Annotated in this window: 24 protein-coding genes; 3 read left to right on the top strand and 21 right to left on the bottom strand. The window is 63.7% G+C overall.

The window, feature by feature from the left end:
* Positions 1–10: 10 nt before the first annotated feature.
* The 6 genes from AC0L21_RS01500 to AC0L21_RS01525 all read right to left on the bottom strand — a co-directional run bounded on the left by AC0L21_RS01500 (position 11) and on the right by AC0L21_RS01525 (position 6169).
* Positions 11–559, bottom strand: coding sequence for a hypothetical protein (locus AC0L21_RS01500; RefSeq protein ID WP_247360563.1), 549 nt, complete (start codon positions 557–559; stop codon positions 11–13).
* A 26-nt stretch (positions 560–585) separates the two neighbouring features.
* Positions 586–1239 carry a tetratricopeptide repeat protein gene (locus AC0L21_RS01505; RefSeq protein ID WP_247360562.1) on the bottom strand — a complete coding sequence of 218 codons (654 nt, stop codon included), beginning with the start codon at positions 1237–1239 and terminating at the stop codon, positions 586–588.
* A gap of 169 nt (positions 1240–1408) precedes the next feature.
* A complete protein-coding gene (locus AC0L21_RS01510; RefSeq protein WP_473257269.1) occupies positions 1409–3001 on the bottom strand; it encodes a class I adenylate-forming enzyme family protein in 1593 nt (530 codons plus the stop codon).
* A gap of 80 nt (positions 3002–3081) precedes the next feature.
* Positions 3082–3666: an NnrU family protein gene (locus AC0L21_RS01515; RefSeq protein WP_473257271.1), complete on the bottom strand. Its 585-nt coding sequence runs from the start codon at positions 3664–3666 to the stop codon at positions 3082–3084.
* A 70-nt stretch (positions 3667–3736) separates the two neighbouring features.
* Positions 3737–4315, bottom strand: a complete 579-nt coding sequence (locus AC0L21_RS01520) for a hypothetical protein (protein ID WP_473258357.1) — start codon at positions 4313–4315, stop codon at positions 3737–3739.
* 234 nt (positions 4316–4549) lie between these two features.
* Positions 4550–6169, bottom strand: a complete 1620-nt coding sequence (locus AC0L21_RS01525) for a peptide chain release factor 3 (RefSeq protein ID WP_473257273.1) — start codon at positions 6167–6169, stop codon at positions 4550–4552.
* Between the two features lie 169 nt (positions 6170–6338).
* Here AC0L21_RS01525 and sugE point away from each other — a divergent pair, with 169 nt between their 5' ends.
* Positions 6339–6653, top strand: a complete 315-nt coding sequence (sugE, locus tag AC0L21_RS01530; RefSeq protein WP_204510973.1) for a quaternary ammonium compound efflux SMR transporter SugE — start codon at positions 6339–6341, stop codon at positions 6651–6653.
* Here sugE and AC0L21_RS01535 read toward each other — a convergent pair.
* The 7 genes from AC0L21_RS01535 to AC0L21_RS01565 all read right to left on the bottom strand — a co-directional run bounded on the left by AC0L21_RS01535 (position 6646) and on the right by AC0L21_RS01565 (position 13129).
* Entirely contained in the window at positions 6646–7653 is a 1008-nt protein-coding gene (locus AC0L21_RS01535; RefSeq protein WP_473257276.1) for an anion permease, read from the bottom strand. The genes sugE and AC0L21_RS01535 overlap by 8 nt on opposite strands.
* 15 nt (positions 7654–7668) lie before the next feature.
* Positions 7669–8313, bottom strand: coding sequence for a DUF47 domain-containing protein (locus AC0L21_RS01540; RefSeq protein WP_007609240.1), 645 nt, complete (start codon positions 8311–8313; stop codon positions 7669–7671).
* 158 nt (positions 8314–8471) lie between these two features.
* Positions 8472–9440, bottom strand: a complete 969-nt coding sequence (locus AC0L21_RS01545) for a branched-chain amino acid ABC transporter permease (protein ID WP_007609238.1) — start codon at positions 9438–9440, stop codon at positions 8472–8474.
* A gap of 1 nt (position 9441) precedes the next feature.
* Positions 9442–10305 (bottom strand): branched-chain amino acid ABC transporter permease, encoded by an 864-nt coding sequence (locus AC0L21_RS01550; RefSeq protein WP_027517483.1) that lies wholly within the window; start codon positions 10303–10305, stop codon positions 9442–9444.
* 72 nt (positions 10306–10377) lie between these two features.
* The gene (locus AC0L21_RS01555) at positions 10378–11601 is read right to left on the bottom strand and encodes an ABC transporter substrate-binding protein (RefSeq protein ID WP_473257279.1); all 1224 of its coding nucleotides are present in this window, start codon (positions 11599–11601) and stop codon (positions 10378–10380) included.
* A gap of 33 nt (positions 11602–11634) precedes the next feature.
* Entirely contained in the window at positions 11635–12381 is a 747-nt protein-coding gene (locus tag AC0L21_RS01560) for an ABC transporter ATP-binding protein (protein WP_007609233.1), read from the bottom strand.
* Positions 12374–13129 carry an ABC transporter ATP-binding protein gene (locus tag AC0L21_RS01565; protein ID WP_018459153.1) on the bottom strand — a complete coding sequence of 252 codons (756 nt, stop codon included), beginning with the start codon at positions 13127–13129 and terminating at the stop codon, positions 12374–12376. Before AC0L21_RS01565 ends, AC0L21_RS01560 begins: the two co-directional genes overlap by 8 nt.
* A 335-nt stretch (positions 13130–13464) precedes the next feature.
* On the opposite strand from AC0L21_RS01565, the gene AC0L21_RS01570 reads away from it, so the two are divergent.
* Positions 13465–14148, top strand: a complete 684-nt coding sequence (locus AC0L21_RS01570; RefSeq protein WP_473257281.1) for a hypothetical protein — start codon at positions 13465–13467, stop codon at positions 14146–14148.
* Between the two features lie 3 nt (positions 14149–14151).
* On the opposite strand, the gene AC0L21_RS01575 is transcribed toward AC0L21_RS01570, so the two are convergent.
* The gene (locus AC0L21_RS01575) at positions 14152–14541 is read right to left on the bottom strand and encodes an ArsC family reductase (protein ID WP_473257283.1); all 390 of its coding nucleotides are present in this window, start codon (positions 14539–14541) and stop codon (positions 14152–14154) included.
* A 104-nt stretch (positions 14542–14645) separates the two neighbouring features.
* Between AC0L21_RS01575 and AC0L21_RS01580 the strand changes: the two genes are divergently transcribed.
* Positions 14646–15017, top strand: a complete 372-nt coding sequence (locus tag AC0L21_RS01580; protein ID WP_473257286.1) for a tRNA-binding protein — start codon at positions 14646–14648, stop codon at positions 15015–15017.
* Between the two features lie 18 nt (positions 15018–15035).
* On the opposite strand, the gene AC0L21_RS01585 is transcribed toward AC0L21_RS01580, so the two are convergent.
* From AC0L21_RS01585 to AC0L21_RS01615, 7 genes are all read right to left on the bottom strand, one after another.
* The gene (locus AC0L21_RS01585) at positions 15036–15740 is read right to left on the bottom strand and encodes a glutathione S-transferase family protein (protein WP_473258359.1); all 705 of its coding nucleotides are present in this window, start codon (positions 15738–15740) and stop codon (positions 15036–15038) included.
* Between the two features lie 93 nt (positions 15741–15833).
* Positions 15834–15977 carry a hypothetical protein gene (locus AC0L21_RS01590; RefSeq protein WP_007609210.1) on the bottom strand — a complete coding sequence of 48 codons (144 nt, stop codon included), beginning with the start codon at positions 15975–15977 and terminating at the stop codon, positions 15834–15836.
* 114 nt (positions 15978–16091) lie between these two features.
* Positions 16092–16757, bottom strand: a complete 666-nt coding sequence (locus AC0L21_RS01595; protein ID WP_473257288.1) for a DUF429 domain-containing protein — start codon at positions 16755–16757, stop codon at positions 16092–16094.
* A 34-nt stretch (positions 16758–16791) separates the two neighbouring features.
* A complete protein-coding gene (locus AC0L21_RS01600) occupies positions 16792–17139 on the bottom strand; it encodes a carboxymuconolactone decarboxylase family protein (RefSeq protein ID WP_473257291.1) in 348 nt (115 codons plus the stop codon).
* A gap of 3 nt (positions 17140–17142) precedes the next feature.
* Positions 17143–17664, bottom strand: a complete 522-nt coding sequence (locus tag AC0L21_RS01605) for an RNA polymerase sigma factor (RefSeq protein ID WP_473257293.1) — start codon at positions 17662–17664, stop codon at positions 17143–17145.
* On the bottom strand, positions 17661–17870 hold the full coding sequence (locus AC0L21_RS01610; protein WP_473257295.1) for a YgaP family membrane protein: 210 nt from the start codon (positions 17868–17870) through the stop codon (positions 17661–17663). Before AC0L21_RS01610 ends, AC0L21_RS01605 begins: the two co-directional genes overlap by 4 nt.
* Positions 17871–17968: 98 nt before the next feature.
* Entirely contained in the window at positions 17969–19153 is a 1185-nt protein-coding gene (locus tag AC0L21_RS01615; RefSeq protein WP_473257300.1) for a serine hydrolase domain-containing protein, read from the bottom strand.
* Between the last annotated feature and the right edge of the window lie 21 nt (positions 19154–19174).

Genomic DNA, 19174 nt, shown 5'->3' on the forward strand with positions numbered 1-19174 from the left:
GGATCATGCTCTAGCGCGAGAAGCTGCCGCTCGGCATCGGTGCCGGGAAGGCGCCCTGCGTTTGCTGCTGGGTGGTCTGGGTCGGTTGCGCCTGCTGGACGGGTTGATCGGGCGGCGGAGCGGTGGTGCGCTTCCGCACGATCTTCTGCCTGGGTGGCGGAGTGGCCGCGGGCGGCGCAGCCTCGGGCTGCGCCTCGCCATCAACTTCGCCGGCGGGCGCCCCAGCCGGCGCGACGGCCGCGCTGGCCGGCTGCCTGGTCTTTTTCGCCTTGGCCCCCTTCGCCGGCTTCGGCTCGGGCGCGGGCTCGGTGGGCAGAGCCGCGACGGCTGGGCCGTTCGGATCGGGCTGTTGCTGTGCGCCCTTGTACATATCCTTTGGAACGCCCTGCTCGAGGCCCGGCACGCCTTCCGGGAACACCGGCTTGCGGTCGCCCGGCAGCTTCTTCTTGGTGTCGAGGAAGTCGAGCATGTCGCTCGGATCGAAGCTGGAGCAACCGCCCAGCACGCCCGTGAAGGCGATCAGGACGGCGGCTGCGATCAAGCGTGGCGTACGGCGCATATTGGTATCTCGTCTCAGCTCTCGTCTCAGCTCTTCGCTACGGGCGGCAGCAAGGCCTGCAGCGCCTCGGCGCGCGAGCGCAGGCCCGGCGGCGTTTCGCCGTCCTCGGCAATCGCGTCGAGCCATTTGCGGGCCGCGGTCATATCGTTATTGCGCCAGGCCGAAAGCGCCAGCATCTCGCGGGCGGTATGACGGAAGGTCGATTTGGGCGCCGTGGAGGCTTCCAGCCGCTGCTGCATGTCGGCATAGCCGGCGCTGTCGAGCAAGAGACCAGCGGCGCGGATCTTTGCCAGATCCTGCCACTCGCCGCCTACGCTGCGGTCGGCGGCGATGTCGTCATACAGCTTGGCGCCTGCCTTGGGATCGCGGGCCGCCGCCTCGGCCGCAGCACGCAGCCGCGCCAGGGTGCGATAGCCTGATGGAGCCTTGGCTGCGAGCTCGGTGAAGGCCGCCTCGGCCTCCGCATGCTTGTCCTGCTCGGACAGCTCGGCAGCCTTCTCGAAGGCAGCACCGGCCTCGGCAGCCTTCTTGGCCTCCACATACTGGTAAGCGCGCCACCCACCCACGGCGGCGACGATCAGCACCATCAGGGCGATGAACAAAATCGAATACTTGTCCCACAGCTTCTTGAGCTGTTCGCGACGTACTTCCTCGTCGACTTCGTCAAATAATTCAGACACTTATGCCAATCCCATGCCCGTCCGGGTGCGCGCGCCAAAGCGTTCGCGTCAGGAATCCCGTCCCCCACGTGGCGGCGGGGTACCCTAACGATATGGCGGTGGCAAGGCAAAGCGAGCCCGATCAAGGCGTTAACCACCCGAGACAGCCCGGCGAGACCACCTCCCCGGGTCAGTTTCCCAACAGCTCCCGCAGCTGCCGCTTCAGCACCTTGCCGTTGGCGTTGCGCGGCAAGGACTCCGCGGTGATCACCATGGTTTCCGGGACCTTGTAGTCGGACAGCCGCTCCGCGCACCAGCCACGCAAAGCCTCGCTGTCCACCGGTGCGCGCGCCACCACCACGGCGTGAACGCGTTCGCCCAGCACCGGGCACGTCTTGGCGACGATCGCGCTCTCGACCACGGCCGGGTGGCCGGCCAGCACGGATTCGACCTCGGCCGAATAGATCTTGAGGCCGCCGCGATTGATCATGTCCTTCTGCCGGTCGAACACCCGGACAAATCCCTCCGCGTCGACCGAGCCGAGATCGCCGGAATGCCAGAACCCGCTGGTGAAACTTTCGGCCGTGGCTTTTGAATTGTTCCAGTAGCCCTTGATGACGGAGGCACTCTGGATCCAGAGCTCGCCGATTTCCCCAGATGGCAGCTCACGCCCGTCCGCGTCCATTGCCAGGATGCGTGCACCGGGACACGGCAGGCCGACGCTGTCGATATGGCTTGCCGTCAAGCTGCCCGGCATGATCGTGGACGGCGACGTGGTTTCGGTCGCGCCATAGCAATTCGCCAGCTCGAGGCCCGGAATGATGGCCTTGAGCTTCTCGATGGTGGCAACCGGCATCGGTGCGCCGCCAAAGCCGCCGATGCGCCAGCTCGACAGATCATAGCGCTCGAAATCGGGCTGGAGCAGGCAGAGATTGTACATCGCCGGCACCATCACCGTGTAGGTGACGCGCTCGCGCGCGGCGAGCTTGAGATATTCGGCGGCCTTGAACTCCGGCATGATGATCAGCGCGCCGCCGCAGCAGACCATCGTCGTGATGTTGGCGACGACGCCGGTGACGTGGCCGAGCGGCACCGCCGCGATCGAACGGTCGGCCGCCGTCAATTGCAGGCAGGACACGAAGATCATCGAGGAATGGACGATGTTGCAATGGGCCAGCATCGCGCCCTTCGGCTTGCCTGTCGTGCCGGAGGTGTAGAGGATCATCGCGGTGTCCTCTTCGCTCGTCTCGACCGGCGCCGGGGCCGGCGCGTTGTCGACGAGCACCGCGAAATCCGACAGAGCCGGATCGTCGTCGACGGCGATACGGTGCATCACATCGGGCACGTCTAGTGCTTCCGGTAGCCGCTCCGCGAGTGCCGCCTCGTGGATCAGGATTTTGGCGCCGCAGTCGGCGAGCACATAGGCGATTTCCGGTTTCTGCTGGCGCGTGCTGAGCAGCACCGTGACGAGCCCCTCATGCGCGGCAGCAAATAGAAGCAGCGGGAATTCGACGCGGTTGCCGAGCAGGATTGCGACGCGATCGCCGCGCTGCAATCCGAGCGTGCGAAATCCCGCCGCGATCCGCGCAGCCTGCTCCGCGGCCTGCCGCCAGCTCAGCCGGACATGGCCTGAGATCAGCGCTTCCCCGTCGGGATTGCGGGCGCAGGCGTCCGCGATCATCGCCCACAGGCTCGACGGCCGATCGCAAAATGCCGGCACGACCCGATCGCCGAAACGCGCCTCGAACCGCATCGGCGGGATCTGAGAATGCGACCAGTCCATCGGAATGACCTTGGCTTGTTGCTCTTGTTACCTTGTCACCTTCCGCACATGGGCATGCGGTGCTGTCTTGTGCTGATCAGCTAGCCGCCCATGACGGGAACGCCGATCACAACCGGATGGAACGCAAACGCCAGCGCCAGATAAGCGACGATTCCGACCGCGATCGCGATCAGGTCGTTGGTGACGCCGCCCACCGGAATCGGCGGACCGCCACCATCGGTGCGACGCTTCAGCGTGATGCGGTCATACACCGCCCAGCCGAGGAAGGAGCCGAACAGGATGATGGAGCCGAGGTCGCCATTGGCCAGAAGATGCGCCGCCGCCCACAGCTTGATGCCGGCCAGCATCGGATGCTTCAGCGTCGCATAGATGCGGCCGCGCAGATAGGACGCAACCACCAGGATGACCGCGGGCAGCATCAGCGCGAGCGTGATGTGCTTCAGCGCCTTCGGCGGATACCACACGTCGATCCAGCCGGTCGCGCGGTAGTGGGCAAAGCCCCAGATGATCAACGCGAGCCCCGCGAGCGAGGCAAGCGAATAGAGGATTTTGTAGGTCCCCTCGCCCAGTCTCGCGATGGCCTGCGCGCGTGCCTCGCGTTTGGTCGTGAACACATGCGCCGTGAAAAACAGCGCAAGCCCCAGGATCATAACCAGCAGACCCACGAGATTCTCCCCTCAACCAGCGCCCAGCCCATGGCGTATCATCGATTGGCCGCCGGTCGCAACTGATGCGCTACTTGCCGATCTCGCGATTGTCGACATACCGGATCGCGATCGGCCGCCCGGCGAGGGCACCGCCAAGACCGCCGGTGAATTTCAGCGGCAGGCAGGCGTTCAACGATGAATTGATTGCATTGAGATAGGTCGTTTTCGTCTCGGCGGGCACGCCCGCGGTCGCAAAGGTCAGGCGCGGTGGGCCGATCAGGCCGCCCGATTTGTTGAAACTGAAGCGCACGGCCATCTGCATGCCCGCGCGCGCATTGTCCGATGGTGGCGACCAGCAGGTGCGCAGTTCGGCGAAGAGATCGCCGATCGTATCGAGATCGTGATCCGGCTTTTGGTATTTGGCACGATCGGCCTCCGCTGGCACGCTTTGGATCGTGAGCTGGAGGTTCTGGCCGTAGGGATAGTCGATCTCGGGAATACAGGGACCAGGCCCGAGCGGGCTGCAATAGGATGGCGTGCAGGGCCTGCCGTCGAGCACGCTGCACGGCTCATGCGAAAACGGAATCGGGTTGATTTGCCGGGGCCGCGCGTCGGCGGCGATCGTCGAGATCGCCAGCAGGAGGAAAACAAGGATGCCGCGCCACATGAAGCGAACTCGCAAGGCCACATGGGTGAACGTGGCATTGCCGTCGGCAACGTCAAGCCTGCGGCTGTTCACATGCGCGCGTCCAAGGACGGTGTCGTCGTCCGGCTTGACCGGACGACCCAGTACTCCGAGACGTTTGTGATTGAGGCGAGAGGCTGCGGCGTACTGGATGCCCCGCCTTCGCGGGGCATGACAGCGGAGGGGGAGTAGCTACAGCGCGGGCGAAGCCACACCCTACCCCTTCTTCTTGACGTCCTTGACGTTGGTGAACTCGATGCCCTCGGCCCGTTCCCTTGTGTAGCCGAGATAGAACTCGTTCCGCGCCAGATAGACGGGATCGCCGTCGACATCGTCGGCGATGCTGGAGGTGTTGGCTGCGATGAAGGTGTCGAGCTTCTTGCGGTCGCCCGAAGAAACCCAGCGCGCGAGCTGGAACTCGCTGACCTCGAATTCGACCGGCAGGGAATATTCCGCATCCAGCCGCGCCTTGAGCACGTCGAGCTGGAGTGCGCCGACGACGCCAACCAGCGCGGGCGCGCCGTCGCGCGGGCGGAACACCTGCACGACGCCCTCTTCCGACATTTGCTGAAGCGCTTCCTTCAGCTTCTTCGCTTTCATCGCATCGGTGAGACGCACGCGGCGGACGATTTCCGGCGCGAAGCTCGGCACGCCGACGAAGTTGAAATCCTCACCGTCGGTCAGCGTATCGCCGATCCGCAGCGTGCCGTGATTGGGAATGCCGACGACGTCGCCGGCATAGGCTTCGTCCGCAACCGAACGATCCTGCGCGAAGAAGAATTGCGGGCTGGACAGCGGCATGCTCTTGCCGGTGCGCACGAGCTTCGCCTTCATGCCGCGGCTCAGCTTGCCGGAGCACAGCCGCGCAAAGGCGATGCGGTCGCGGTGGTTGGGATCCATGTTGGCCTGGATCTTGAACACGAAGGCGCTCATGCGCGGGTCGGTGGCTTCGACCTTGCGCTGGTCGCTCTCCTGCGCGCGCGGCTCCGGCGCGAACTTGCCGAGTCCTTGCAGCAGGTCGCCGACGCCGAAATTGCGAAGCGCGCTGCCGAAATAAACCGGCGTCAGATGACCCTCGCGAAACGCTTCGAGTTCGAACGGTTTTGAAGCCGCGGTGACGAGCTCGAGCTCGTCCTTGACCGCCGACACGTCGAGATTGGCGTTGAGCTTGGCGAGCTCGGCGATCTCGATCTGCTGCGCCGCGCCGGTCTTGGCGCCGCCGCCTTCGAGCAGGCGCACGCCGCCATTGACGACGTCATAGGTGCCGAGGAACTCGCGGCCGCGGCCGACAGGCCAGGTCATTGGCGTGGTATCGAGCGCCAGCGTCTTCTCGATCTCGTCGAGCAACTCGAAGACGTCGCGGCTCTCGCGGTCCATCTTGTTGATGAAGGTGATGATCGGGATGTCGCGAAGACGACACACCTCGAACAGCTTTCGAGTGCGCGCCTCGATGCCCTTGGCGGCGTCGATCACCATGACGGCGGAATCGACCGCCGTGAGCGTGCGGTAGGTGTCTTCCGAAAAGTCCTCGTGGCCCGGCGTGTCCAGCAGGTTGAAAACGAGGCCCTCGAACTCGAAGGTCATGACCGAGGTCACGACCGAGATGCCGCGCTCGCGCTCGATCTTCATCCAGTCCGAACGCGTGTTGCGCCGCTCGCCCTTGGCCTTCACCTGGCCGGCCAGATTGATGGCGCCACCGAACAGCAGCAGCTTTTCGGTCAGCGTGGTCTTGCCGGCGTCCGGATGCGAGATGATGGCAAAGGTCCGCCGCCGCGACACTTCAGCGGCAAGCGAGGAACGGGCCGTCGATTCGGCTGTGATGGCGACGTCGGACATTGCGGCAGCGTTTGGCAGGGAAAATGAGCCTGATCAAGCCTCATTTGGTGATTGCAGAGCCTTCCGGCCAGCCCCATATCCGGCTTGGGATCAGGTTGGGAGGGACGGCCCTCCCTTCCCATCAGCACGCCAGTCGCGGGGACGACCCTGCCTTGAATGGAGGGTCGCCATGGCCTGGAGCATCCTGTTCGTCGCCGGTCTGCTTGAGGTCTCCTGGGCGATCGGCCTCAAATACACCGAGGGATTCACCAAGCTCGTTCCGTCGGTCCTCACGCTTGGCGCCATGGCCGGCAGCATCATCCTGCTCGGGCTCGCCCTCAAATCGCTCCCGATTGGAACCGCTTATGCAGTCTGGACCGGCATCGGCGCGGTCGGTACCGCGACACTCGGCATCATCCTGTTCGGCGAGCCGGCCACCGCGTTCCGCCTCGCCAGCATCGGGCTGATCGTCGCCGGGATCGTCGGACTGAAGCTGGTTACCTGAGGAAGATCTTGACCGCCCACCAGCTCAGCGCGGCGACGATGGCCGAGGCCGGCATCGTGATCACCCAGGCATAGACGATCGAGCTGGCGACGTTCCAGCGCACCGCCGAGAGGCGGCGGGCGGCGCCGACGCCGACGATGGCGCCGGTGATGGTGTGGGTGGTCGAGACGGGAACGCCGAGGAAGGTCGCCATGAACAGGGTCGCGGCACCGCCGGTCTCGGCGCAAAAGCCCTGCATCGGGGTCAGCTTGGTGATGCGCAGGCCCATGGTCCGAACGATGCGCCAGCCGCCCATCAGCGTCCCCATCGCCATCGCGGCCTGGCACGAGAGCACCACCCAGAAGGGGACGAAGAATTCGCCGCCGAGCTGGCCCTGCGAATAGAGCAGCACGGCGATGATGCCCATGGTCTTCTGCGCATCGTTGCCGCCATGGCCGAGCGAATAGAGCGAGGCGGAGGCGAATTGCAGGATGCGGAAGGCGCGATCCACGGCAAAGGGCGTGGAGCGCACCGATGCCCAGGAGACGATCGCAACCAGCATCATCGCGAGCAGGAAGCCGACGAGCGGAGACAGCACGATGGCGATCACCGTCTTGGACAATCCGCTCCAGACCGCCGCCGAAAGGCCGGCTTTGGCTACGCCTGCACCAAACAAGCCGCCGATCAATGCGTGAGACGAGGACGATGGGATCCCGAGTGCCCATGTCACCAAGTTCCAGACGATGGCGCCGACGAGCGCAGCGAAAATCACCTGAGCATCCACGATCGCGGGATCGATGATGCCGGTGCCGATGGTCTGCGCGACGTGCAGCCCGAACACCATGAAGGCGACGAAATTGAAGAACGCGGCCCAGAACACCGCGTATTGCGGCCGCAGCACGCGGGTCGAGACGATGGTCGCAATCGAATTGGCGGCGTCGTGCAGGCCGTTCAGGAAGTCGAACAGCAGCGCGACAGCGATCAATCCGACCAGGACGGGAAGACCCAACGCAACATCCACGGCGTGGCCCCTGCCCTAAACTTGCTCGATGACGATGCTGTTGATCTCGTTCGCGACGTCGTCGAAACGGTCGGCGACTTTCTCGAGATGGTCGTAGATCTCCGCGCCGACGATGAAATCCATCGCGTTGCCGTCGCGATGCTTGAGGAACAGTTCCTTCAGCCCGATATCATGGAGATCGTCGACACGGCCTTCCAGCTTGCCCAGTTCTTCCGTGATCGCAGTCAGCATGGCCACGTTCTGACCGATCTTCTGCATCAGCGGCAGCGCACGGCCGACCAGATTCGCGCATTCGATCAAAAGCCCGCCGATCTCCCGCATCGGCGGCTCGAAGCTGCGGACCTCGAACAGCATCACGGCCTTGGCGGTCTGCTGCATCTGGTCGATGGCGTCGTCCATCGAGGTGATCAGGTTCTTGATGTCGCCGCGGTCGAACGGGGTGATGAAGGTGCGGCGCACCGCCGTCAGCACCTCACGGGTGATGTTGTCCGCATCGTTCTCGAACTGGTTGACGCGCTGGCAATAGACCGGCGTCTCCTCGCCCCCGTTGAGCATGCTCTGGAGCGCGATCGAGCCCTGGATCACGGTCTGGGCGTGGCGGTCGAACAGGTCGAAGAACCGTTCTTCCTTGGGCAGGAAAGCGCGAAACAATCGCATCATGGGAGAGAAACTACCGGTTGGATAATGGCCTGGCCCAGGCGGGCCGTCATGAAACTGTCATAGACCATTTTCGATCCACGCGCGTGCCACCTCACGCCCGTGGAGCCGGATCATCCACCGCTTTCGCGCATCAACCCATCTTCCATTATATCAATGACTTACAGCGATCGCCGGAAGTAATGCGCGATTTCGCCGATGACGCCACGGCGGAAGGTGAGCACGCAGATCACGAAGATCGAGCCCTGGATCACGGTCACCCACTGGCCGAACCCCGCCAGATATTGCTGCATGGCGATGATCACGAAGGCACCAACCACGGGACCGAACACGGTTCCGAGTCCGCCGACCAGCGTCATCAGCACGACTTCGCCCGACATCGACCAGTGCACGTCGGTGAGCGAGGCATTCTGCGCCACGAAGACTTTCAGCGCACCGGCAAAGCCGGCCAGCGTGCCCGAGAGGACGAAAGCCAGGAATTTGTACTGATCGGTGCGGTAACCCAGCGAGATCGCGCGCGGCTCGTTCTCGCGGATCGCCTTGAGGACTTCGCCGAACGGTGAGTTGATGATGCGGAAGATCAGCAGGAAGCCGGCGAGGAAGCCGACCAGAACCACGTAGTAGAGCACGGTCGGCTTGGTCAGATCGAAGACGCCGAACATGCGTCCCTGCGGGATGCCCTGGATGCCGTCTTCACCATGGGTGAACGGCGCCTGGAGGTAGATGAAGTACAAAAGCTGCGATAGCGCCAGCGTGATCATCGAGAAATAGATGCCCTGGCGGCGGATCGAGATATAGCCCGTGATGAGCGAGAGCACGAAGGCACCGGCGACGCCGACGAGGATTCCGAGTTCGGGCGGCAGCGCCCAGACCTTCAGCGCATGCGCGCTGCAATAGCCGGCCGTCCCTAAGAACATCGCATGGCCGAAGGACAGTAGACCGCCGTAGCCGATCAGGAGATTGAAGGCGCAGGCGAGCAGCGCGAAGCACAGCGCCTGCATCACGAAGAACGGGTAGACCCCCGTGAATGGCACCGAAGCCAGCAGCAGCGCCATCACCACGAACACGATCATCTCATCGCGGATCGAGCGCGGGGTTACCGGCAGCGTGTCGTCCGTCAAGGCTGTCATATCAGGCCGCCCTTCCCGTCAATCCCGTTGGCTTCACCAAGAGCACCAGCACCATCAGCACGAACACGACGGTGTTGGAGGCCTCGGGGTAGAAATACTTGGTCATGCCCTCGATCACACCGAGCGCAAAGCCGGTGATGATGGAGCCCATGATCGATCCCATGCCGCCGATCACGACCACCGCGAACACCACGATGATGAGGTCGGCGCCCATCAGCGGCCGCACCTGGTTGATCGGCGCCGACAGCACGCCGGCAAGCGCGGCCAGGCCGACACCCAAACCATAGGTCAGCGTGATCATGCGCGGCACGTTGACGCCGAAGGCGCGCACCAACGTGGGGTTTTCAGTCGCGGCACGCAAATAGGCGCCGAGCCGCGTCTTCTCGATCAGGAACCAGGTCGCAATACACACGATCAGCGAGAAGATGACGACCCAGCCGCGATAGATAGGCAGGAACATGAAGCCGAGATTCATGCCGCCCTTGAGCTGGTCCGGAATGGCGTAAGGCATGCCAGAGGAGCCGAAATAGTTCTGGAACACGCCCTGCACGATCAGCGCAATGCCGAAGGTCAGGAGCAGGCCGTAGAGATGGTCGAGCCCCGTCAGCCATTGCAGCATGGTCCGTTCCAGGATCATGCCGAAGATGCCGACGATGATCGGCGCGAGCAGCAACGCCCACCAGTAGTTGATGCCGCCGATGTTCAGCAGGAAGTAGGCGACGAACGCGCCCATCATGTAGAGCGCACCGTGGGCGAAATTGATGATGTTGAGCATGCCGAAGATCACGGCAAGCCCGAGACTGAGCAGCGCGTAGAACGAGCCGTTGATCAGTCCCACCAGTAGCTGAGCGTAAAGAGCCTGCATCGATCCCGCACCCGGTCCCTTCGGCGTTCCCTGAAAGTCGCCCGCAGGCCTGATGGCCTGCGGGCGGTTAGCTTACTTCTTCAACAGCGCGCACTTGCTCTCGGACAGCGGCGTGAAGGCCTGGTCGCCCGGCACCGTGCCGACCAGCTTGTAGAAGTCCCACGGTCCCTTGGACTCGGAGGGCTTCTTCACCTCGAACAGATAGGCATTGTGGATGGTGCGGCCGTTGGGCTGGATCTCGCCCTTGCCGAACAGATCGTCTTCCGTCGGCATCGACTTCATCTTCTCGACGACCTTGGCGCCGTCATGCGGGTTGCCGCCGAGCGCTTCCAGTGCCTTGAAATAGTGACGCACGCCCGCATAGACGCCGGCCTGCACCATGGTGGGCGGCGCATTGTTCTTCATCTTCTCGGCGAAGCGCTTCGAGAACGCCCGGGTCTGGTCGTTCATGTCCCAGTAGAAGGTCTCGGTGAAGTTGAGGCCCTGAGCGGTCTCGAGCCCGATCGCCTTGACGTCGGTGAGGAACAGCAGCAGCGCCGCGAGCTTCTGGCCGCCCTTGACGATGCCGAACTCGGCCGCCTGCTTGATCGTGTTGGTGGTGTCGCCGCCGGCATTGGCAAGGCCGATGATCTTGGCCTTGGAGGCCTGCGCCTGCAGCAGGAAGGACGAGAAGTCCGGCGTGTTCAGCGGGTGCTTGACGCCGCCGACCACCTTGCCGCCGTTGGCGGTGATGACCGCGGTGGTGTCGCGCTCCAGCGCCGCGCCGAAGGCGTAGTCGGCGGTCAGGAAGAACCAGGTGTCGCCACCGGCCTTCACCAGAGCCTGGCCGGTGGTGTGGGCCAGCATGTAGGTGTCGTAGGTCCAGTGCACCGTGTTGGGCGAGCACTGCGCGTTGGTGAGGTCCGAAGTCGCAGCACCCGAGTTGATATAGACGCCGTTCTTTTCCTTGACGACGTTGTTGACCGCGAGCGCCACGCCGGAATTCGGTACGTCGACGATGAGGTCAACCTTGTCGACGTCGAACCATTGCCGCGCGATCGCGGTGCCGATGTCGGGCTTGTTCTGGTGATCACCAGAGATGATGTCGATCTTCCAGCCCTTCGCGGCCAGGCCGGAATCTTCAATGGCCATCTGCGCGGCGAGCGTCGAGCCCGGTCCGCCGAGATCGGCATAGAGCCCGGACTGATCGGACAGCGCGCCGATCTTGACGGTCTTGTCCTGCGCGAAGGCTGCACCGGCGGCGGTCACGGCCAGCGCCGTGCCGAGCAGAAACGACGCAATCGACTTTGTCATCATGCTACTTCCCTACGAATCTTTTTGTTGGCAGTTCTAGACACCGAGATAGGTGTGGAGCTTGTCCATGTTGGCGGCAAGCTCCGCATTGGAAAATCCGTCAATGATCTTGCCGTGCTCGACCACGTAATAGCGGTCGGCGACGGTGGATGCGAACCGGAAGTTCTGCTCGACCAGGAGGATCGTAAAACCCTCCTTCTTGAGCCGCGCAATGGTGTGGCCGATCTGCTGGATGATGACGGGCGCGAGACCCTCGGTCGGCTCGTCCAGCATCAGGAAATTCGCGCCGGTGCGCAGGATGCGCGCGATCGCGAGCATCTGCTGCTCGCCGCCGGAGAGCTTGGTCCCCTGGCTGTTGAGCCGTTCCTTCAGGTTCGGAAACAGATCGAAGATCTGCTCGAGCGGCAATCCGCCGGGACGCACCACCGGCGGCAACAGCAGGTTCTCCCGCACGTCGAGGCTGGCGAAAATTCCCCGCTCTTCCGGGCAGAACGCGATTCCCATCCGCGCGATCTTGTCCGAGGTCGTGCGGATGATGTCCTGGTTGTTGAACTTCACCGAGCCGGTGCGCTTGCCGATGATGCCCATGATCGACTTCAGCGTGGTGGTCTTGCCGGCGCCGTTGCGCCCGAGCAGGGTGACGACCTCGCCCGCGTTCACGTCGAAGTTGATCCCGTGCAGGATGTGGGACTCGCCGTACCAGGCTTCCAGGTTGCGGACCTGGAGGAGGTTGCCGCCGCTCGCAGCCTTTGCGGGAGCTTCCGCCGTTGCAGTCTCAGCCATGACCGGCTCCCAGATAGGCTTCCTTGACGCGTTCGTCCTTGGTGAGCTCGCTGTAATGGCCCTGCGCGAGCACCTGCCCGCGCGTCAACACGGTGATGATGTCGGAGAGATTGGCCACGACGCTCAGATTATGCTCGACCATCAGGATGGTGTATTTCGCGGAGATGCGCTTGATCAGCGCCGCGATCTTGTCGATGTCCTCGTGGCCCATGCCGGCCATCGGCTCGTCCAGCAGCATCATCTCGGGGTCGAGCGCGAGCGTGGTTGCGATCTCCAGTGCGCGCTTGCGCCCGTAGGGCATCTCGACCGCGGGCGTATTGGAAAACTCGCTGAGGCCGACATCGTTCAACAGCTCGCGCGCGCGATCGTTGAACTGGTTGAGCACGGATTTGGAGCGCCAGAAATCGAAGGAGCTGCCGTGCTGGCGCTGAAGCGCGACGCGGACGTTTTCCAGCGCGGTGAGATGGGGAAATACCGCCGAAATCTGGAACGAGCGAACCAGTCCCAGGCGCGCCACGTCGGCGGGCGCCATCGCGGTAATGTCCTGCCCCTTGTACAGGATTTTTCCGGCAGACGGTTTGAGGAACTTGGTCAAAAGATTGAAGCACGTCGTCTTGCCGGCGCCGTTCGGGCCGATCAACGCGTGAATGCTCCCACGGCGAACCTTGAGCGCAACGTCGCGGACGGCGAAGAAGCCCGCGAACTCCTTGGTCAAGCCTTCCGTTTCGAGAATGAACTCATCGGCCAAACAGTTTTCCCCCTGCCCGCACAACGCGCGTGGCTATCCTTGTTGCTTCGGCTTTCCGGAGGCCTTGGAGCCACTCCCTGAAGCCCATCCGGAACGCCGCCTCCGGGCGCGGAATATGCCGGAGGTGACGGGGGTTAGGCAAGGCGGAAAGCTGAGCAGGTCAGGCCTCCGGCCGGGAGACTTATGCTCCCTTAGTCGGACGTGTTTTGATGTCGCGCCTGCCCGGCCTCCCGGTTCGCAAAGCGCCGGTCATCAAGCCGTCGTTAACGGTCTTTCGTTCCATGCGCCAGCCTTCATGGAAAATTTTCCCGCGGCGAGGATCATGCGCGGGTTTCATGCGTCCGGAATTTCTATTCGTCGGGAATATTGTCTTGGATTTTGCAAGCGCCGCTCCTTCCGTGGTCAAGTCGATCAGGCAGCGTGATCTCCTGAACACGTGGCTGCGGCTCTATGCGCGCGAGCAGACGGCCCCGGCGATCTGGGAGTACCAGCCTGCGCGGCTCGAGGAAGAGCTCTCCGATCTGATCTATTATACGGTGGACATTTCGACGCCGACACCGCGTCTGACCATCCAGAGCGAAGGTACGCGCATCTCGCGCGCCTATGGACACACCGGCAAAGGCGTTCTGCTCGACGACTATATCGGGCCGCGTCTCGTGCCCCTGGTGATGCCGGTCTACTACGAATGCGTGGCGCGCGGACTGCCGGTCTACAGCGTTGCGGACGTCGATGACATCTACGGCCGTATCGTCGCCTATGAGCGCCTGCTGCTGCCGTTCCAGACCGACGGCAAGGTCTGTCACATCATCGCGTCGCTCAAGACCTTCTGCGAGGACGGCGGCTTCGAGATCAAGAATCTGATGCGCGGAAATGACGCGCTGCCCCGCCCGAGATTACGCGGGGTGATCGACCGCGACCTGTTCCATCGCACCCCGGGTCGCATCGCGCCGGCCGAGCTGGTCGAGTTCGTGGACCAGCAGGGCTCCGGTGTTCCCACCGAGATCATCGAGCTGAACTAGCGGTCAGCGCGATTTGGCGGCGGCTTCCTTGGTCGTGACTTCCTTGGTCGTGACTTCCTTGGCATAGACGTCCGGCTTGAAGCCGACCAGCAGCTTGCCGCCGACTTCAAGCACCGGCCGCTTGATCATCGATGGTTGCGCTAGCATCAACGCCAGCGCCTTTTTCTCGGAGAGGCCTTCCTTGTCGCCATCGGGCAGCTTCTTGAAGGTCGTCCCGGCGCGGTTGAGCAGCGTCTCCCAACCGACCTTGTCGCTCCACTGCTTGAGCTTGTCCTTCTCCACCCCCGCCGCCTTGTAGTCGTGAAACGCGTGGGCGACGCCATGGCTGTCGAGCCAGGCGCGCGCCTTCTTCATGGTGTCGCAGTTCTTGATGCCGTAGATGATGTTGGGCAAAACGTTCCTCGCGCATGCGTCGTATCGTGATCCCAAGGCGTTGTACGCAACTCCGGTTCGCGCGACAATATTGCGACGACGCCAACTCTTCGAACGGACACTCCATGCACGTCACCCACGATCCAGACGCGACGGCGTCGCCGACCATCGACTTCGACACTTTTCTCGCGGTCGATATCCGCGTCGGCACGATCGTCGATGCACAGCCGTTCCCGGAGGCGCGCAAGCCGGCCTGGCGGCTGTGGATCGACTTCGGTCCCGCGATCGGCGTGCGCAAGAGCTCGGCGCAGATCACCGAAAACCATCCGCTTGAAACGCTGGTGGGCCAACAGGTTGCTGCGGTCGTGAATTTCCCGCCGCGCCAGATCGGCCCTGTTGTCTCGGAGGTGCTGACCCTCGGTTTCCCCGATGCCAGCGGCAAGGTCGTTCTGGTGCAGCCGAGCAAGCCTGTGCCAAACGGCGGACGGCTGTTCTAGCCTCAAGCCGCTTCGACCTTACGGCCGCTTCGGAATGTTCAGCCCGCGCTCGACCGCCGGACGCGCCAGCCCGCGTTCGAGCCAGGCGGCGAGGGATTTGAACTGGCTGAACTCGACGAGATCGCCGGCACCGTAGAAGCCGATGAGGTTGCGCACCCAGCCGAGCATGGAGATGTCGGCGATGGTGTAGTCGTCGTCCATGAACCATTGCCGGCCGGCAAGATGCATCTCCATCACCCCGAGCAGCCGCTTGGCCTCGCCCACGTAGCGCTCGAGCGGCCGCTTGTCCTCGAAGTCCTTGCCGGCGAATTTGTGGAAAAAGCCGACCTGGCCGAACATCGGCCCGATACCACCCATCTGGAAATGCAGCCACTGGAGGGTCTGGTAGCGGCGCGCGGGATCCTGCGGCAGCAGCTTGCCGGTCTTCTCCGCGAGGTATTGCAGGATCGCCCCGGATTCGAACAGCGGCAGCGGCCTGCCGCCGGGACCATTGGGATCGAGGATCGCCGGGATCTTGCCGTTCGGATTGAGCGAGAGAAATTCCGGCGTCTTCTGGTCGTCCTTGCCGAAATCGACGAGATGGACCTCGTAGGGAAGCCCGATCTCTTCCAGCATGATCGAGACCTTGACGCCGTTCGGCGTCGGCAGCGAATAGAGCTGGAGCAGCTCCGGGTGCTTGGCCGGCCAGCGCTTGGTGACGGGAAAGGCGGACAGATCGGACATCAGGACCCCGGCTTCGTTCATGAGATGCCGCCTAGTTTAGGCAAGCGGACGAACGACGCAAGGTCGAGTGGTCAGATCATTTTCCCGCACAGGTCACAACGGCCGCAGCAAATGGTTGGTGGCGTGCATCACGTCGCGCTGTGCGCGTTGTTCGATGAAAAGTTGGCCGGTGACGAGCAGTGCTCCGGTGAACACGAGCGCAAGCATCGCGGTCGCGAATTGACTGGCATCCCTCATCGGACGAGCTTCTCCGTGTTCGGTTCGCACGAGGAACGCGGGCCGGCCATCGTCTGTTCCTGCAAGCTTCAAATAAATTGCAGCTTTTTCCCGATCCCTCGCACCCCGACGGCCTCAATAATTGATCTCCATCCGCAAGCCCCGCGGGTCGGTCTCCTCACCGCCGAACCGCTGCGTGCTGTCGCGCGCCGCGATCGCGCAGCCACAGGCGTCGATGAGGTCGTCGCGGCCGATGCCGGTGCCGTGCCGTTGAGTCAGCCATTTCGGCAAACGCGCGAAGCCGCGCTGCTCCAGGAGTGCGATGCGCTGCTCGCGGCCCTCCGCCGATGTCTTCTTTGCAAGCCGGGCCCGCCCAGCCAGATTCCAAAAAATCAATTCCGGATGCGCTTCGCCGATGGTCGCCTGCCGCGTCGGCGTCATGATCTCGTCGACGTCCCTGATCTTGTCCCTGATGTTCCAGAGCTGCGCCGACACGCCCCTGCCCTTGCCCTCGCACTCCCAGTAGTGGCGATTGGCTGCCGCCATATCGGAGAACGTCCAGAGATCGCGGCGTGCGCCGAGAAACACGGCGGGACCGACCAGCTCGCGTGCGCGCAAATCACAGATGCGGTATCCGCTCCATTTCAATCCGATCGGCATGTCGATCATCGCGCGCGCATGCGGCAGCGCGAGCAGCCGCGCGAGACCCGGCGAATAATCGAAGCCGTGATCGCCGCGCTCGTCGATCCAGGCGGCGACCCAGCCGGAGCGAAATCCGTCAAGGCCGAGATAGTTTGGCAAATTCCTGATCCCTGACGGACATCCGCCCGCTCCCCTATCGCAGTTCCTCGCCCCGGTGCCGCTCGAACAGGCGCTGCGCCAGCAACGCGTGGCCGAGCGTGCCGCCGGCGCGAACCGCCGCCGCAATCAGCGCGGCTTCCGCGATTTCTTCGCGCGTTACACCGGCTTTCGCCGCTTGCGCCGTGTGCACGTCGACGCAATAGGCGCACTGCGTGGTGAGCGCGACGGCGAGCGAGATCAGCTCGCGATATTTTGGCGGGATCAATCCATCCTTGCGCTCGACGGCGTGGTTGAACGCAAGGAACGCGTTGGCCTCGACCGGCGCGAGCGCCACGAAGGCCGGGATGGATTTCAGATCGTCAGGGCTTTGATAACAGGCCATGGCTTACCTCGTCAGATATTCGCGCATCAGGGCGCGGGCGCGATGCAAGCGGGCCTTCACGGCCTGCCGGGTCACACCGAGTGCGACGGCGATTTCCTCGATGGTCATTTCCTTGACGTCGCGCATCAGCGCGACATCGCGGTAGTGCGGCGGCAGTGCCTCGAAGGCCGCCGCGACGTCGAGCCGCAAATCGGCTTCAGGACGCGACAGCAGCAGCGCCTCCGCCTCTCCGTCGTCGATCGCCGACGCGAGGCCTGCCTTGCGGGCGAGCCGCAGGCATTCGCGGCGGACCACACTGAACAGCCAGGCCGAAAACGCCAGCCACGAGCGGATCGTGCCGACATGGCGAAACAGGATCCATAGCGCCTCCTGCGTCGCATCCTCGGCATCCGCCGAGCTGCGACAGGTGGCGCGGGCATAGCGGCGGATGTTCGGCTGCGCCGTCTCGAGCAGAGACGCAATCGCCTGGGGATCGCCGAGGCGCGCGGCCTCGAACAGGTCCGGCGAGATCACAGCGGCACTCACGACACGCCTCCCCTTCCGATGCCGGCCATCGCGCACATCGGACAATAACCGACGAGGCCGGTCAGCGCGAAGCCGGCGCCGCCGAGCGCAACCAGCCACAGCGCCGCGCCGGTGAGATAGACGAATGCTGCGACGGCCACCGCGACGCCTAAGGCAATCCGCACGGCCTGATGCAGGCCGCCTATGTTCTTCCTGTAAAATGCCATCGCACCCTCCGACATAAGCCGAGCCAAAATGCCTCGACCGTCAAGAGAGGGCGCGACGACCGGAAAGGATTCGCGGCAAACTGCAATTTTCTTTGCGATCAGCCTCCGACGGCCTGATAGGCCAGCCGCTTGAATTCGAAGAAGAACGGATTCCAGAAGCCCATGTAGCGCTGCGTCATCAGCACACCGGCGGTATTGGCCTGCGGGCAGATCCACCAATGGGTGCCGGCAAGGCCGCCCCACTGGAATTCGCCGGTCGAATTCGGGGGATCGAACGGCATCGGCGCGAAGGTGACGGCGCCGCCGAGGCCAAAGCCTTTGCCGGGGATCGGGCCGAGATTGGCGAAGCGGATGTTCTCGCCGGCGGGCAGCTGGTTCGTCATCATCTGCCGCAGCGTCTCCGGCTTCAGCAGCGCATCGGAGCCCGGGAGCAGCGCCCGTATCAAAGCGAGCATGTCGGGCAAGGTCGAGACCAGTCCGCCGCCGCCTGACAGCCGCGGGAACTGCCGCCGATAGGCCTGCGGATAAGACAAGTCATCGGCCCGGGCGAGGCCGGGCTTCATGGGATCGAGCACATCCGTGCCGTTGTAGAGCGCGACCAGCCTGCCCTGCTGCGCGTCCGGCACGTGGAAGCCGGTGTCGGTCATGCCGAGCGGCTCGAAGATGCGCGCCTTGAGGACGGCGTCGAGCGGCTTGCCGGAGACGACCTCCACGACACGCCCGAGCACGTCGGTCGCCACCGAATATTCCCAGGACGCGCCGGGATGAAAGGACAGCGGCAGATCGGCGAGCTGGTCGATCATGTCGGTCAGCGGCGTCAACGGATTGAGAACGCGCGCCTCGTTATAGCCTTTGAACAGCACCGTACCGGGATCGAAGATGCCGTAGCTGAGGCCGGAGGTATGGGTCAGAAGCTGCCGGATCGTGATCGGGCTTTTCGCCGGCTCGACGTCGGCAAGGCTCAAAGCGCCCGGCTTCAGAACCTTGCGATTGCCGAGTTGCGGCAGGAATTTCTCGACAACGTCCTCGAGCCCGATGCGGCCTTCCTCGACCAGCAGCATGATCGCGCAGGTGACGAAGATCTTGGTGTTGGAAAACGCGCGAAAAATGTGGTCGGGCCGCAGCGCGGTGCTCGCCTCGCGATCCGCAAAACCGACGCACTGCTGATCGACGACCTCGCGGCCCCGCAGCACCGCCCAGGATGCACCGGGAATGATCTCCTGATCGACGTAACGCTGCATTGCCGTCCGCGTGGCGGAAAAATCAGGTGTTCTGGCGTCCATGTGCTTCCCCCAATGATGGTT

This window comes from Bradyrhizobium sp. WSM4873 (genome assembly GCF_055811355.1).